Source organism: Aureibacillus halotolerans (genome assembly GCF_004363045.1).
In the GTDB taxonomy this organism is placed as follows: domain Bacteria; phylum Bacillota; class Bacilli; order Bacillales; family DSM-28697; genus Aureibacillus; species Aureibacillus halotolerans.
Genome location: NZ_SNYJ01000019.1, coordinates 62,695 through 78,887, shown reverse-complemented (window position 1 = coordinate 78,887; position 16,193 = coordinate 62,695). Strand labels below are relative to the sequence as shown.

The 16,193-nt window shown below is 42.6% G+C and carries 12 protein-coding genes; all 12 read right to left on the bottom strand.

Annotated features, from left to right (window positions below):
* Positions 1-367 precede the first annotated feature (367 nt).
* Entirely contained in the window at positions 368-1,012 is a 645-nt protein-coding gene (locus tag EV213_RS17225) for a hypothetical protein (protein WP_133581802.1), read from the bottom strand.
* Between the two features lie 22 nt (positions 1,013-1,034).
* Complete coding sequence (locus tag EV213_RS17220; protein WP_133581801.1) at positions 1,035-1,850, bottom strand: ImmA/IrrE family metallo-endopeptidase; 816 nt, start codon at positions 1,848-1,850, stop codon at positions 1,035-1,037.
* 17 nt (positions 1,851-1,867) lie between these two features.
* Positions 1,868-2,209 (bottom strand): helix-turn-helix domain-containing protein, encoded by a 342-nt coding sequence (locus tag EV213_RS17215; protein ID WP_133581800.1) that lies wholly within the window; start codon positions 2,207-2,209, stop codon positions 1,868-1,870.
* A 327-nt stretch (positions 2,210-2,536) separates the two neighbouring features.
* Entirely contained in the window at positions 2,537-4,075 is a 1,539-nt protein-coding gene (gene guaA / locus EV213_RS17210) for a glutamine-hydrolyzing GMP synthase (protein ID WP_133581799.1), read from the bottom strand.
* Positions 4,076-4,262: 187 nt separating this feature from the next.
* Entirely contained in the window at positions 4,263-6,467 is a 2,205-nt protein-coding gene (locus EV213_RS17205) for a transglutaminase TgpA family protein (protein ID WP_133581798.1), read from the bottom strand.
* Entirely contained in the window at positions 6,464-7,696 is a 1,233-nt protein-coding gene (locus EV213_RS17200; RefSeq protein WP_133581797.1) for a DUF58 domain-containing protein, read from the bottom strand. The genes EV213_RS17205 and EV213_RS17200 overlap by 4 nt, the downstream gene beginning before the upstream one ends.
* Positions 7,693-8,661, bottom strand: coding sequence for an AAA family ATPase (locus EV213_RS17195; protein ID WP_424923073.1), 969 nt, complete (start codon positions 8,659-8,661; stop codon positions 7,693-7,695). The genes EV213_RS17200 and EV213_RS17195 overlap by 4 nt, the downstream gene beginning before the upstream one ends.
* Before the next feature lie 537 nt (positions 8,662-9,198).
* Positions 9,199-10,878, bottom strand: a complete 1,680-nt coding sequence (locus EV213_RS17190; RefSeq protein WP_243740236.1) for an ABC transporter substrate-binding protein — start codon at positions 10,876-10,878, stop codon at positions 9,199-9,201.
* Between the two features lie 34 nt (positions 10,879-10,912).
* A complete protein-coding gene (locus EV213_RS17185) occupies positions 10,913-11,818 on the bottom strand; it encodes a carbohydrate ABC transporter permease (protein ID WP_133581796.1) in 906 nt (301 codons plus the stop codon).
* Positions 11,819-11,822: 4 nt separating this feature from the next.
* On the bottom strand, positions 11,823-12,743 hold the full coding sequence (locus tag EV213_RS17180; RefSeq protein WP_133581807.1) for an ABC transporter permease: 921 nt from the start codon (positions 12,741-12,743) through the stop codon (positions 11,823-11,825).
* Between the two features lie 158 nt (positions 12,744-12,901).
* Entirely contained in the window at positions 12,902-14,341 is a 1,440-nt protein-coding gene (locus EV213_RS17175) for a response regulator transcription factor (protein WP_133581795.1), read from the bottom strand.
* Complete coding sequence (locus EV213_RS17170) at positions 14,326-16,101, bottom strand: cache domain-containing sensor histidine kinase (RefSeq protein ID WP_133581794.1); 1,776 nt, start codon at positions 16,099-16,101, stop codon at positions 14,326-14,328. The genes EV213_RS17175 and EV213_RS17170 overlap by 16 nt, the downstream gene beginning before the upstream one ends.
* Between the last annotated feature and the right edge of the window lie 92 nt (positions 16,102-16,193).

The following is a 16,193-nucleotide window of genomic DNA, read 5'->3' as shown; positions in this document are numbered from 1 at the left end:
TGATTTAAGTAAAATCAACGGGATTTATTTTACATGTCTTTCAACATGGCACGTTTTTTTGCATTTGACTTCTGTTCAGTTTTCAAAGGACAATAGATTGTCACTCACGAAAGCGACTTTAATATCTTACCACTTTCAATCATTCGTTGTCAACAAAAAGTTTTTCTCTGAATCATTGCTTTTCGCGACAGCAAGTAATACTTTATCAGCTTTCTATGTTTCCGTCAACCATTTGTTATAAAGAATGCATTTTCATATCAGTCGCCTTAGAAGTACTTTTATACGTAGGGCTGAAACGAACAGTAAAATAGGTAAAATGGTTATTCTCCAATTGAATATGCTTATTATTTAAGTTTGGAACTATTTTTTATCTTAATGTTGGAATAGGTATCGTATCATGGAATTGTTTTATTAGCTCATTATAATGATCGGGGTCATCCAACTTTACTAATCTAAGTGCGGTTTTATAGCATTTGAAAATTTGATTACGCTCCATTAAATTACCGTCGCAAATAATTTGACATAAATCTAAAAAATGATGTTGCTTAATAAAATCTGGCTCTTGTTCATCATCACTATTCGGATATACCATTAAAGGCACTTCTTGAATGACATCCTTTATAGAATAGTCATTACTACATATGTATTCTGCATTAATAACACTAGCTGCAGCTAATGAGTAGATTTCTCCTGTTCCAGCGCTCTCTTGTTTACCTCTTCTAATATCAATTTCATTCAATTTATTATCAATTTCTGTTATGTTGTTTAAATACATTCGTTGTTCTGTGGTTGTTAGTTTCGAATCATCGAATAATATCCATTTGCCCAAACGGATTTTTTCATTTGCGAAAGCCTGTCCAGATAAACTTAATTCTTTCAATACTTCCGGATGAATAATAACTTTCTTATATACTTTTTCGATAACATCCGGAAAATTATGCTGTTTAATGTCATGAATATAAAAGATGATATTCGCGTCTATAAAACATGCTTCAGCTATTGGTACTTTCATAGAATACTCCTTTCAAATAAAGTTAATCCTCTTCATCGTCTAGTGCATTCCACCGTTCCATATATTCACTATATAACTTCTCTGAACGCTCAGGGTTAACTTTATTTAATCTCTTAACTGATTCAAGTAATTTTAATTGTTTGTTAGCCAGTCCATTTTCAATTAATCTTACATATGGATGAAAAATAGGTTTATGTGTTGGTTGGTCGTATAAGGAATTCCCCATCATTTCAATGCGACGTTCTAATAATTCCGACTCTTTAAAATTCAAGTAATCTCTATATTCATCTATCAACAAATTTAATTCATTTAATCTACGTACAACACTCACGTATGGAACTCTAAAAATATCACTCAACTTAAAAATTAAATCTTCAAAAGTATTTATCTTATACAAAAAATTAAAATGTGTTCTAAACTTCCTTTCATTCATCAGTAAGGAAGCTGCAAAAAAATCTCCTGCTCTTTCTAAAGTTTCTTCGTTATTAAGGACGAATCTCAGTTTTGCTGGACTCTCTTCCATCAATAAATGATGAAATAATTCATGTGCTAACGTAAAATTCTGCGTTTTAGTATCATCTAGTGTATTAATAATTATTTTATGCGATTTGGTCGATATATTCGTACTTCTCATATATATTCCATTAATAGGTCTACTCTGATCGTTAGTGTTGTTAAAATTATAGTACATAACGTCAATACCTAAACTTGAAACAATTTCTTCTAGCAAATCAATTATTATAGAATCAGATTTAACATTCTGTTTATAAAACTTTTCAGCATAGTTTTGTACTAATTTTTGAAAATCAGATTCATGCACAGCTGTTTCAGCTTCCACTCTATCTCCCCTTCTCTTTATAGCTTAACGATCTTCTTCAAATACTCATAGTCGTTTGCTAATAATGCAACTTCCATAATTATTTTTTCTTGTTCAAAGCTTAATTGTTTACTTCCACCACGTAGCATCACAGAGTAACCAGCGAAATTATTAGTCGATGTGCCCATTAGCTCACAAGCTGGAATGTTTGTAATTTCAGCAAGAGCATCAATCCGTTTAGCTGTTAATTGACGTTCTCCATTCAATATAGCACGCACTAAAGATTCACTAACTCCCATTCTTCCGGCTAATTCGACTTTGGATACGTTATTTGTTTCCATCCAGTCTTTTAGTAAGCTCACTAATTTTTCATTCATCATTTTTCCACCTCTTTGTTATAGAATATCACAATTACGCACAAAATATGCTTGTCCTTTCACAAAATGTGCGATGTTTTTAAAATTCCTTTGAAATTCATATACCATCAAGCTTATCAACTTATTATCAGTCTATAAATGTAAAAATAATATCCAGAATAAAAAGCATTTCTAAAAAACACAGTATAATTTTTTTCTTAATACTTAACCAGGAACAAAGAAATAAAATTAAACTCATTGACATAACTTACATTGGTATCAAAACGGGTATCTCTCTAAACAAAAAACCTCGGATATCTCAGTAAATAAGAGACCCAAGGTTTAATTTTTTTACTCCCACTCAATCGTTGCAGGTGGCTTGCTCGTAATGTCGTACACGACGCGGTTGACGTGATCGACTTCGTTGACGATTCGGCTTGAGATGACTTCTAGGACGTCCCATGGGATACGGGCCCAGTCTGAGGTCATGCCGTCAATTGACGTTACGGCTCTCACCCCTACTGTGTAGTCATACGTTCTTGCGTCACCCATGACACCTACGCTACGCATGTTCGGGAGGGCGGTGAAATATTGCCAAATGTCTCTGTCCAAGCCGGCTTTTTTGATTTCTTCGCGCAAGATAGCATCGGAATCACGGACAATTTTCAGTTTGTCCTCTGTGACCTCACCAAGTACGCGAATGCCTAGTCCTGGGCCAGGGAACGGTTGGCGCCACACAATTTCATCGGGCAATCCAAGCTGAGATCCGAGCGCACGGACTTCATCTTTAAAGAGCGTATTCAATGGCTCAATCAATTCAAATGTCATATCTTCTGGAAGCCCACCGACGTTATGATGTGATTTAATCGTTTGTGCCGTAAGCGTTCCGCTCTCAATGACGTCGGTATAAAGTGTACCTTGGGCGAGGAAATCGACGCCTTTAAGCGAATTGGCCTCGTCTTGGAACACGTAAATGAACTCATTGCCAATGATTTTACGTTTTTGTTCAGGGTCAGAGACACCTTTTAGCTTATCAAGGAAGCGTTGCGCTGCGTCGACTTTAATGACGCGCATATTAAATCCGACACTGAAGGTTTCCATAACAGACTCTGCTTCATCTTTGCGAAGCAATCCGTTATCAACAAAGATACACAGCAGCTGGTCACCGATGGCTTTTTGAATCAACGCTGCCACAACTGACGAGTCTACGCCACCGCTCAACGCACAAAGCACTTGGCGATCGCCGACGATGTCACGGATCTTGGCCACTTCGTCATCAATGAAGTTTTTCATCGACCAGTTGGCTTCACATTCACAAATGGCAAAGACAAAGTTTTTCAAAAGGGCGTTCCCGTGCTCTGTATGACGCACTTCCGGGTGGAACTGCACGCCGTAAAAGCCTTTTTCAACGTGACTCATTGCTGCAATTGGGCATGAAGGGTTCGTCCCGTCGACTTCAAAGCCTTCAGGCGTCTCCATCACTAGATCGCTATGACTCATCCATACAAATTGCTCATGTGGCAGTCCGTGGTACAGTGGGGACGCGTTTTGAACGGTAAGCATTGCTTTTCCGTACTCTCTTGAGCCCGCACGTTCTACTTTCCCTCCGAAATGATGAACCATCAGCTGCATGCCGTAGCAAATGCCTAGCACAGGAACGCCTAGGGAGAAAATGTCCGGATCACAAGTAAATGCGCCTTCTTCATACACCGAGTTTGGCCCACCTGAAAAAACGATCCCTTTAGGATTCATCGCTTTTATTTCCTGAGCTGTCAGTGTGTGAGGATGAAGCTCACTGTAAACACCAAATTCACGAATACGTCTTGTGATTAACTGATTGTATTGTCCACCAAAGTCTAAAACCACGATCATGTCGCTTGTGTTTTCCATTGGTTGTCCCTCGCTTTTGTTTAGTTTCCGCGTCTTTTGCCTAGATTGATTGGTCTAGAACCTACCAGAAAAAAACTAGAAGACAGATTTTCGCACTGTCTTCTAGTCCTTCGTTAACCGATACTGTGTGACGAGATATCCGCTAGACGTCTGCTTGTAGCCATTCTAACAATGCCTACAAGCTTGGTCAAGACAGTATTCGTCTAATTAAATTTTCCCACAAACCTACATACCGTCCCCAATTCTCTTTGGAAGAGCTTCCACTCGGGAAATAAAGCGCTCGCTCATAGACATCTGTAAGGGTGCTCATGTCGTTATTTCCAAGAGACGTATCGACATGCTTTGCGTAAGCTCGCAGTGTTTGCCCACTCTGGCGGGTCAATCCTGTGCTTTGCAACACGCGCAGCAACCGATCATAGGCGTCTGTAAACGCCGCCTCGTCTTCTCGCTTCTTGTATTTCCAAACAATGTACTTAATAAACCATTTTCGCCGCGTAATCCAGACAGCGATGAGGATGACCGCGAGAAGAACAATGCCTATCCAACCTAGCACTTGACCAACGAGTGCCCAATTGATTGTCGGTCCGCCTCCTGCCGGAGCTACAGAAGCTTCTTCCGATTCATCCTGTACTTCTTCTTCTGGCGTTTCTGTTTCTTCCTCAGGGGTTTCAGCCTCTTCTTCTTCAGCAGGTTGGAAGTCGGGCCCTTCTGTCACTTCCTCCTCATATTGGGAAGGACCTGCGAAACCTCTCGTTGGCTCGAATGGAACCCAGCCGCTCCCTGGAAAATACACCTCGACCCAGGAATGAGCGTTTTCATTCGTCACCTCATACACCAAATTGCCGTCACTTGTTGTCTCCTCATAGGTGCCTTGGGTAAAGCCTTTGACCCACCTAGCCGGAATATCCAACGTACGTAGCATCACGACCATCGAGGTCGAAAAATTATCGCAATAACCCCTTTGGGTATCAAACAGAAACTGGTCGACGTAATCCTCGTCTTCTCCCGGAACAGCCACGTCCTGCGTGTTGTATTCAAACCCATTTTCAGAGAAGTAACGTTCAATCGCTTCGACTTGTTCTAAACGGTTTGTTGCACCCTGCGTAATCTCCTGCGTTAAATCAGACACTCGTTGCGGGAGCTCCTCTGGAAGCTGCGTATAAATCGGCATTGATTGATCTCCCGCCGTAGGAACGCTCTCCAAGGCAGCCTTTTCAAACTGTGGAGCGTCATATTGTAGTGTATAACGCATGAGCACATTTTGTTGCCCATCCTTTGTACTAAGAATCTTGCCTGTAAACCGATTGATATTCAACTCAATCGGGGTCTCCGTTTGAACAGCTCGCAGTTCTGTAGGGTAGACTAGATGAGGAAATGCGGTACTCTCATCCATTATGATGTCGACTTGTTGTTCAGCTTTCTCCACGGACGGATCGATCATTTGTAGATCAACAGCATCCTGCGATGTGCGGTGGTACGGAGAATCAATCGACGTTTCCCACCCTTTTCCTGTGTAAAAGTCTTTCGATTCCACTCGCCAATAAGAAAACTCTTCGCCTACAGCACGGAACACCGGACCGCTATCACCAACAAAAGGTCCCCCGAGCTGAGAATCATTTTCCCCATAACCAACCCGTTTGACGCCTGACCCGTTGCCGTTCATGCCGTTCGCAGCGCTTTGAATAAACGGAACAGGGTCTGGCCATTGCGGAGCTGCTTTAGGAGCGAGATACCCAACGGCGCCACTGAACAAGATCAGCACGACAAGCGGTAGCACTGCCCTTTTAATCAAAGACGACGTTTTATAGTACGTCCCATCACGATGACGGAGACGGAGCATAAACAATAAGCCAACCGCTAAAAAGCCAATTAAAAAGGCACGCACAATCGCAACGCTGGCATCGTAAACAGTGAAGGTATCGACAACACCCAGATAGAGAATGGTTAATAAAAAGAAAGAGAACAGACGATGAATCTGAATCACCCAATAGTACATGAGATAACTCATAAGCCATAAAAGTACAAAAAAGAGCAGACTTCTAAAGATGCTTGTCATTTCCCACCATTGTCCTTGGGTGATCGATTGCAAATTCTGCCAACTGTCATTAAGCATAAAGGCAATCCAATCAAAGGTAAACAGTGGTGCTGCTTGAAAATACATCAGGTGCATAATAAAAAGCACCCCTGAGAGCTTTAATAAAAACGCGACGACGAATGGCATTTGAAAAAAAGAAAGCAAGAAACAAAACGCAGCAAATATGGTAAACACACGAACTTGTGTCGTCGTTGTAATGTCTTCAAGTGGTCTGAGCCATTCAATAAACAGCAAAAAACCTGCCGCATATAAAATCATTGGTCCTAATTTTTGTGAATGCTTATGGAACCACTTCATTTGCTTTTCACCTCAAACCAAGCATTGCCGATATTTTTCGTGTGTACCTGAGCGGTTTTTATTCCATGAGCCATGAGCTGATACTGTAGCTTTTTCTGCACAACTTCTTCTGGATCTGTGCGTGGCACAAAGACGATAATGTGATCATACTGTCGTTTTGCTTTAACAAGCGTTTGCACGAAGGACGTTTCCAGAGACAGCGCCACACAGACGAGTGTCATGTCCTTTTCAGCACGCAATAGTTGCTCTTGAACCATTTGTGCAAAAGGCCGCTTCCCATCACGATCTGTTCTTGCCATATGATAGAGCAATCGTTGATAGCCGATATCAAGGTTTTTGTTTGTGTCTAAATGAAAGTTTACAATCTCCTCACCTAATGAAAAAAAGTGCAAGCTTGCCCCTTTTCTCACAACTGCATTTGCCATGGAGACTGAAAAGGAAAGGTTACGCTCAAACACATCATCAGAAACGGCATCACTCGCAGAGCGATCAAACATCAGGTAGACCGTGTGTCCGCTGCGTTGCTCAAACTCTTTCGTCATGAGCGTTCGTTTACGGGCCGTCGATTTCCAATCTACCCAGGAAAACTTGTCGCCTGGAACATATTCTCTTGCCCCTACGGCCATCGTTGTATCAATTAAATCAAAAAGTGAACTTAATGCCTCCCCTTCTTGGCGGTTGCTTCCTATCTGTTCATAAAAAGAAGGCTCCTGTTTTGGAAATACGATCAAATTTTCTTCAATCGGAAACGTATGCTCTTTTTGAACGAGCCCAAGAGGATCTCCTGTAGACACCGTCAGTCCATCGAATGAATATTCACCACGTTTAGCGGCAGGAATGTCATACGTGTAAACAATCTTGCGTTTAAAACCAGGAAACAACAGTGTACGAACAGGCAGATTTTTCTTAGAGATGTGAGGAGACAATCGATCATGAAGCAAGAGATAAAACAAAGGAAAAGGCAGTGCCCGCTCCAAAGTAATTTTCACATGAATGTTTTCCCCTACACTACATTCCTTCGGTGTGACCTCCCGGTGTACACGAAGGCTTCGGATCGGATAACAGATAATGAGCACGACATAAAGTGCTAAGGGAAGCGTGGCAAAGAAAAGGAACCAGCTCACAAACCCTCCTTGAAACATTGCATAGGAAAATGTAATTGAGATAAAGCCAAAAAATAAAATCGAAGTTAACGCCGTTTTTAGAATTGGCCAAAGCGTCCGGTTCATAGATTCATTTCCCGGGCTACGGGGACATCTACCTTATTCAATAGTTCGTGAACGATCATTTCAGAAGTGGTTCCTGCGAATCGTGCCTCTGGCGTCAAGACCATGCGGTGTCCTAATATGAAAGGGGCCAGATATTGGACATCATCAGGGATGACATACTCCCGATTGAATATAAACGCATACGCTTGGGCTGCTTTCATTAAGTTGATAGACCCTCGCGGACTCGCGCCGAGCTCAAGCTGCGGGTGTGTCCTTGTTTCGGCAGTAATGCGTACAATGTATTGCTTCACCGTGTCATCAACAAAAACCGAGAGTGCTTCATCCTGAAGCTTTATCAACTCTTCTGTCGTTAACACTGGCAAAACATCTTCAATCGGATGTCTGAGTTGAGCACGATTAAGCACTTCAACTTCATCGTAAAACGACGGGTAGCCCATATTCATTTTAAGTAAGAATCGATCAAGCTGAGCTTCCGGCAATGGGTAGGTTCCCTCATAATCCACGGGGTTCTGTGTAGCCATGACAAAGAAAGGTACAGGCAACGCCTTCGTATCACCATCAACAGTAATACTGCCCTCTTCCATGCTTTCAAGCAAAGCTGCTTGTGTTTTTGGCGATGTACGATTAATTTCATCCGCTAAGACAATATTCCCCATTAATGGCCCTGGTCTGAACTCGAAGTCTTGTACTTTCTGATTGTATATATAGACACCAGTTAGGTCTGATGGCAGTAAATCTGGCGTGAACTGCACACGCTTAAATTCAGATGATACCGATTTGGCTAGTGCGCGCACCATCATTGTTTTCCCTACACCTGGGACGTCCTCAAGCAATACATGCCCTTTCGCCAATAAGGCGACTAAGCTAAGCACTGCCGTTTCTCGTTTTCCAATCATGACGTTCTCAATATTACGTATAACGCTTCTCATTTGTGGATGGTATCTCTCATTATGGTCTTGGTTCATACCAAAACCTCCTCATTTATCTCTAGTTTCATTTTAACGAATCATATGAATTACCCTTATTTTACAAAGAAAAAGGTTCATTCGGCAAGTCTCGACCTTTTCTATGTTTCATAGTATTTTCAGTGTACCAAAACATTCTGTGCAGTTCATACAATTAACGTTTCCAGTAACGATTCAAAACACTGTCTTTACTGTCTATTTTTTACCGCTCAATTCTGAAATTATACCTTTCGCGCACATGATTCTCTGCTACAAATAAGCGAGTTGAGGGGGTACTAGTGGATGATAGCTTGAGGATACAGTACTCATCGTCAACTCCACAGAAGGATAGAAGCGATTGAACACTTAGGGGACACACTGAAACACCCCTTACCAAGCGCCTGATTGTTGTCGAGGAGGATCGATTGATTTTGTTGGCTCCGGAAGACATTGAATACATTGTTGTAGAAAAGCGCAAGACCTTTGCCATTGGAATCGCTTTAAAAATGAGAAAAGCACTGGCGACTCTCTAATTGAGTCGCCAGTGCACTACACGTCTTAATTTCCCCAAAGCTCAACGCGCGCTTTCACATGCTCAGTATACATATCCTCCATCTTCTCTATGCCCATCGCGTCTAGATCCCCCATAAAGGCATCCCATTTTTGATCAAATTCAGAAGGGTCTGCGAGAATGATTTCTGGGATTCGTTTGCGAACGATATCCTGTGATCGTTGAAACAGTACATTCAGTTCATCACCCGTTGGAATCGGAATATCCCAAGCGGCGCCCCATGGCTTCACGTCAAGGTCTTCCTCACTAGGAAACAAGCCTTTCCACGTGTCGACTCCGTAAGCAGCAAGCACTTCTTTTGCCGGATCAGAATAATTTTCTGTGATGAGCTCTGGAAAGTTTGTCGTGTAATAATTTCCTGTATCGTCTTTGACGCCATCCCCATAGCGAAGAGAAAGGCTATAGTTCCCGATACCTGTTTCTTGAATAAACGCAGTGGCATCATTCGTTTTTCGTTCTTGAACGTCTGCTGGAATTGTTCTTACACCATCAACCACTTCATAATGTTCGCCTTCGATCCCCCAATTGATTAACACTTGCCCTTCATCCGAAGCGAGGTAATCAAGGAACTTAATGGCTCTGACGGGATCTGCACAAGCTGTGGTAATACCCACTCCCCAGCCGCCCATGAAGCCCGTCGGTTGGAACTGTTTGTCAACGTATTCCTCGGTTAACGTCACAGGATAGTGACCATACGTCCGCTCAAATTTCCCCGCCGCTTTCAACGCATCTTCTGCTTGGCTATAATCCCAATCTGCATCAATGATGCCAAGCACACGACCGCTAGAGACTTTGGACAAATATTGTTCATACGTTTGGACAAAGCTCTCTGGATCGAGTAAGCCGCTATCGTTCATATGGTTTAACCATCTGAAATACTCTTTTTCTTCAGGGCGTCTGTAATGGAAGGTTGCTTCGTATGTTTCCGGATCAATGTAGTATTCACCATCGTCTGGCGCTCCTGTGGCGATGAAGGCAGGGTTTGTCACTGAGATCATGATTCGCCAGTCATCCGCTAACAAAGAAAGCCCAATCGTATCCTGCCCATCAATCTGTGGATGCTTTTCTTTGTATTCTCTAATCGCATTTTCATAATCTTTCACCGTTCGAATTTCAGGAAAGCCGAGGTCTCTTACAACGTCATGCTGAAGATTAAACATTCCTCCTGCATCAAATCTCGTATGCCCGACAGTATTGATGATTGGGATGTAATAAATCGATTGATCATCATTGCTGTAGCGTAAGCGACTTAGATCTCCATCAAGCATCTTCATAATATTTGGGGCGTGTTCGCGAATCAATGGCTCTAGGTTCACCATTGCCCCTGCTTCCACTAAGACGGTATTGCCTTTCGGCGCAATTAAGTCTGGGTACTCTCCACTTGCCGCTATGAGCGCTATTTTTTCCTTGTCATCCCCAATCCCATACTCCGCATCGATCGTCACACCAGTTTCTTCCGTTATAACCTTTCCAAGCTGGTCCTCCATATCCGTCCAATTGGGATTAGGGTCTGCTTGAAAGTAGCTGAACGTAACCGCATCTGTACCGGTTGTACTTTCCTGCGGTCCCTCTGTCTGATCTTGACTCACATTTTCGCCACCCCCACTACACCCTGCAACTGCCAAAACGAGACCCATCGTCACACTTGCCATTTTCCAACGTTTCATCCATTCTTCCCCCTTTAAAATTTTATGAATGGAGCTAGCTTTTAATGGAACCTATCGTCATTCCTTTTACGAAGTATTTTTGCATGAAAGGATACACACACAATATAGGAAATATCGTCACCATTGAGATGGCCATTTTCACAGATTCCGGAGACACCATTTGGCGGTTGGCTTCATTCATACGCTGTGCATCAGCACCTGCTGTTACCTGTGTCGTTTGCAATATTTTCATTAGCTCATATTGCAACGTCGTCAATGCCTCGTTTGACCCATTATAAATATACGTATCAAACCAGCTATTCCACTGTCCGACAGAAATAAAAAGTGCCATCGTCGCCAAAATCGGTGTACACAATGGGATGATGACCTTTAAATAAATGGTAAAATCATTGGCTCCATCAATTTTGGCAGATTCTTGAAGTGAAATGGGCAAATTGTCGATAAACGAACGAATCATAAATACATAAAACGCATTGACCATCCCCGGAAGAACATAGACCCAAAAGGAATTGATCATTCCTAAGTCACGAATAAGCATATAGCCAGGAATCAAACCTCCTGAAAAGAACAACGTGAGCACTAGAAACACAGACATAAATCGTCGGGCCTGAAAATCCTTGCGACTGATCGCGTAAGCTAGCATCGTACAAGCGATAAGGCCAATCACTGTCCCAATCACCGTTCGTAAAACTGAATTAATAAACGCCGTTGTTAAGTTCCCATATCCAAAGATCGTTTCATAGTTTTTTAAAGTGAATTCCCGTGGCCAAATGTGGATCCCCCCACGCACGGTGTCAGTAGAATCATTAAACGAAATCGCCAACACATTAAGAAATGGGTACAGCGTAGCAATGATGACAATCACCATCAGGATATTAATGATTAGATCAAAAAGCTTCTCTGTAAAGGACGATCGGTTGATTGCTGATTTTTTTGCCATAAAGCTACATCACGCTTTCCTGACTAATTTTTTTGAAGAAGTAATTGGCAGAGAACAGCAACACGATCGCAATCACGGAATTGAAGATACTAATAGCTGTTCCGTATGAGAAACGGAACAAGCCGATCCCATAATTCAATGCATAGAGCTCAAGCACTTCTGAATAATCGGCGACCATCGGATTTCCTAAAAGAAGCTGCTTTTCAAAACCAATGCTCATCAAATTCCCAACACTCAGAATTAAAAGAACAATAATGACCGAACGAATACCTGGAAGTGTCACATGCCACATTTGTCGAATTCGCCCTGCGCCATCCGTTTTCGCTGCATCGTACAGCTCTTGATTAACACCCGTCATAGCAGCTAAAAAAATAATGGAATTCCAGCCCATCTCCTTCCAAAGGTCAGCAAAGGTCACAATCCACCAAAACAGCGGCCCCTTCGTCATAAACTGTATCGGTTCATCAATAATATGAAGACTTAACAGAATCGTATTCACAATGCCGTCCTCAACGGACAACGAACGAATCACGATGCCAGCGACCACAACCCATGACACAAAGTGAGGCAAATACGCGATGGTTTGCACACTGCGCTTAAAGAATTGCTGTCGAACTTCATTGATTAACAAGGCAAATATAATAGGCACTGTAAAGCCGATGACGAGCCCCATAACAGCCATAATGAACGTATTTCGAAGCACAAGATAAAAATACGAATCTGAAAACAATGCCTGGAAATGTGTAAATCCTACCCACTCTTGCTCAAAAAAGCTTAGTCCAGGCTTGAAATCCTGAAATGCCATCGTCCATCCCCAGATAGGAAGGTAATTAAACACAAACACCCAGATGATGAAAGGCACTGACATCGCGTATAGAAAACGTTGCTGCCAAAGCCTTCGCCAAAACCGCTTTTTCTTTTGCATCGATACTACATCTACTTGAGTGCCTGTTTTTGTCCCCAAACAGCTCCCCCCTTTTCTCTTTTATGAAAACGCTTTATTTTTTCTATCGTACTAAAAAAAACCGTTGGAGCAGTACCCCAAAGGTCGGATCTTTTTTCATATAGAAATTGTACATTGCCTTAGAATCCTTGATCCTCTGTATGTTTTTTGTACTCCGTCGGAGACATATTCATGTGTTTTTTAAACTTCAGATGAAAATAATCAACGCTTGAATAGCCCACGATATTTGCGACGTCATACACCTTTTTCCCCTCTCCAAGAAGCGTTTTCGCATGAGACATTCTCACTTGATCAACGTAGGACCTGAAGGAGATACCTGTTGATTTCCTAAACACTTTTCCGAGGTAAGCACTGTTGTAATTTAGAGCTAAGCCAAAGGTTTCAAGGCGTATGCTCGTATGATAATTTTCATGGATCCAGTCTACCATTTGCTTGACGACCCATTCTGCTCCTTCAGAGCCGTACATGGACATCGTATTTTGAGCCGTCTGTTGAAGGCAATCTATCACTTCTTGCAGCGTGTTTTTTGTATAGAGTTCGGCAATCTGCCCAGCAATTTGCCCTGGAGAAAATCGCCCCAGCACTTCAGAAAGAAGTATGGCTGATTTCTGTTTGCAAAACACCTCCGAGTAATGACCAAGGCGTAGCTGATCACCGAATGATTGAATTAAAGCAGACACCGTAGACGTTTTTCTAATGTCAATGGCATAATACAGTGCCTCAATTATATTTTTCTCCTGAAGCCACACATCGAATCGGCTCTCGTCCAATGAGACCACTTCAGCTAATCCTGCCCCCAGGAAGACACGCTTTGCGATTTGTTCCTTTAAAGATTCGAAGGCCACCGGAACCTCGTCACTTCGGTAAAGTGGTTCACTTCTTGCAATCGTCAAAACTCGCTGCCTTTCAGCCGCTTTTGACCGCAAGCCTCTTATTTCTTGGTTCCATGGAGCCTGGCGCTTTCCTAAAATAACAATTAAACGATCCTTTTTGAGTGGCACACATGTATATGCGGAGCGTTCACGAAAAAGGGTTTCTACGATCTTGAACGTCTCTTGAAAAGGCTCTACCGTATTTTTCTCCATATGAATGACAAGGAGTTGATGATCAATGGAAAGGACTGTTGGCAATGATTCAGAGTTTAGAAGTAATGCTTTCACAAAGGTCGGAGAGAGTTCCGCTTCTTTTGCCATCCCCTGACTCAACCGTGCTAAATGAGTTTCCAGCTCATCTTCATCGACGGGCTTTAAAAGGTATCCCTCCACCTGTGACTGAAGCGCACGCCGCGCGAAATCAAACTCTGCATGACCACTCAGAATGATAAACCGGACATGTTTGTCGGTCTCACGGATAGTTTCAATGAGTTCAATCCCACTCATCCCAGGCATCTTCATATCAACGATCATTAAGGACACCGGGGATTTTTCGTGAAATTGATACGCCTCTTCAGCATTTTGAGCAGTCCCCTTTACTTGAAATCCATAGCTTTCCCATTGAATGAGACTGCGTAGTCCTGTCTGGATCGCCGGTTCATCATCAACTATCAAGACACCTCGCATCTACCTTCCTCCTTTATCAGTGGTAAGAAAAAGTGGACTTCTGTTCCTTGACCAGGCTCGCTCTTAATGTGAAGTCCGGCATCCCCTCCGTAAAGCATTTGCAAACGACTATGCACATTTGCCAACCCAATCCGGTCACCATCATGGTCATTGGAAAGCATCTGCTGAATATCGGTCAGCCGTTTCTGCGACATGCCGACACCATTGTCCATAACGGACACGAATAACCCTTGTTGAATCGTCTTTGTTTTTATACTTATGTGACCTCCAGCTGCACTATTTTCAATACCATGAATGACGGCGTTTTCTACTAAAGGCTGAATGACAAGTGGCGGCATTGAGCAGTTCGCCGAGGATGGCTCCATCTCAATCGAAAAGGTGAGTCGATTTCCATAACGAAAATGCTGAATATGCAGATAACTCCTAACCAACTGTAGCTCTTCTTCTACAAAAATTGCTTTCCCGCTCATATCGAGACTACGCCTTAAAAGCTTTCCTAAATCTTTCACGACGCTGGCAATATCTCTTGATCCTTGCACATGTGCCCTCATACGTATGGTTTCTAACGAATTAAACAGAAAATGTGGATTGATTTGACTCGCAAGCAGCTTGAGTTTCATCTCATGTTGTTTTAGTTCAAGAGCCCGCCTTTGTTCGTTCGACAAGTTCACCTCATGCAGTAGCACTCTCACATGGGACAGCATTTTGTTAAACTGCATTGATAGTTCGCCGATTTCATCCTCTCCATCCACCTGAACTGTTTTCTCTAAATGGCCTTCTGCGACAACGCCAATTTCCTGATGAAGTCGTTTTAAACGTTTAAGTAAGACGCCGGACAATAGGTACACAACGACACCTGATGCAATCATGGCCAAAAGCGTCACAACGACGCCAAGCATGCTTAAGCGGTTGGCATCCCTTGTCATGTTTTCAATAGAAAAAACGGAAACAATCTTCATCCCGTTAGGCTTATTGTTGTCAGACACATTCTCGATCTTCACCTGCGAAGCAACGCCATTGACCTCTGCTTTGACTAAATCCTCTTCCCCTGTTGGGATCCCTAGCTCTTCAGGAGTGGAACCAATTGTGTGTTCTCTATTTGCTGCCACAATGACATTATTTTCATCGATAATCATTGTTTCAAACGTCTCCTGCAAAAGAATATCATTGATGAGCGAGCTATTCACCGGAATGACGAGAACGCCTGCCGTCTGATAGTTTGGAAACGGAAGCATTTGGACGAGACTTAAAGCTGGACGGTTCTGATTGGTTTCATCTCGTACGCTTAGCCAAGATGGTACTCCTTGTTTCGCCAAGGCCGTTTTATACCATGGGGCGGATTGCACCTCCTCCGTTGCTCGAAACAAGCGCCAATTGTTTAAAAGCGATGAATTGTCCATATAAAAACGAATATTCCCGATTTGTTTGTACACTTGTAGGTACGCCTCAAGCGTTTGATATTGACTATAGGCAAGCGTCACATCATACGTCGTGCTGTAATCTGTGTTGACCAGGTGCGAAAAACGACTGTCAAACAATAGCTGTGATGAAATGTTTTGGGGAATGATCAGCACGTCATTCAATCGCTTTTTGACACGATCCACGTTATGGGTAATCTGTTCAGTCGCACTCGTAAGAGCCATTTGCCTAAGCTCACCTGTGAGCAACCACCCAATCGCACCTAGGGGCACTATGACAACAGCGAGAAAGGAAAGCACCATCTTTGATCGGATACTTCTCTTATCTACCCACGCTTTCATTGCTTTCCCCCTTCTAAGCGGCCAGCTAAAATGGATAACCAATGATATGAAGCGCTTACAATATTTATTATTCTCTCACAACCACTCGAGAA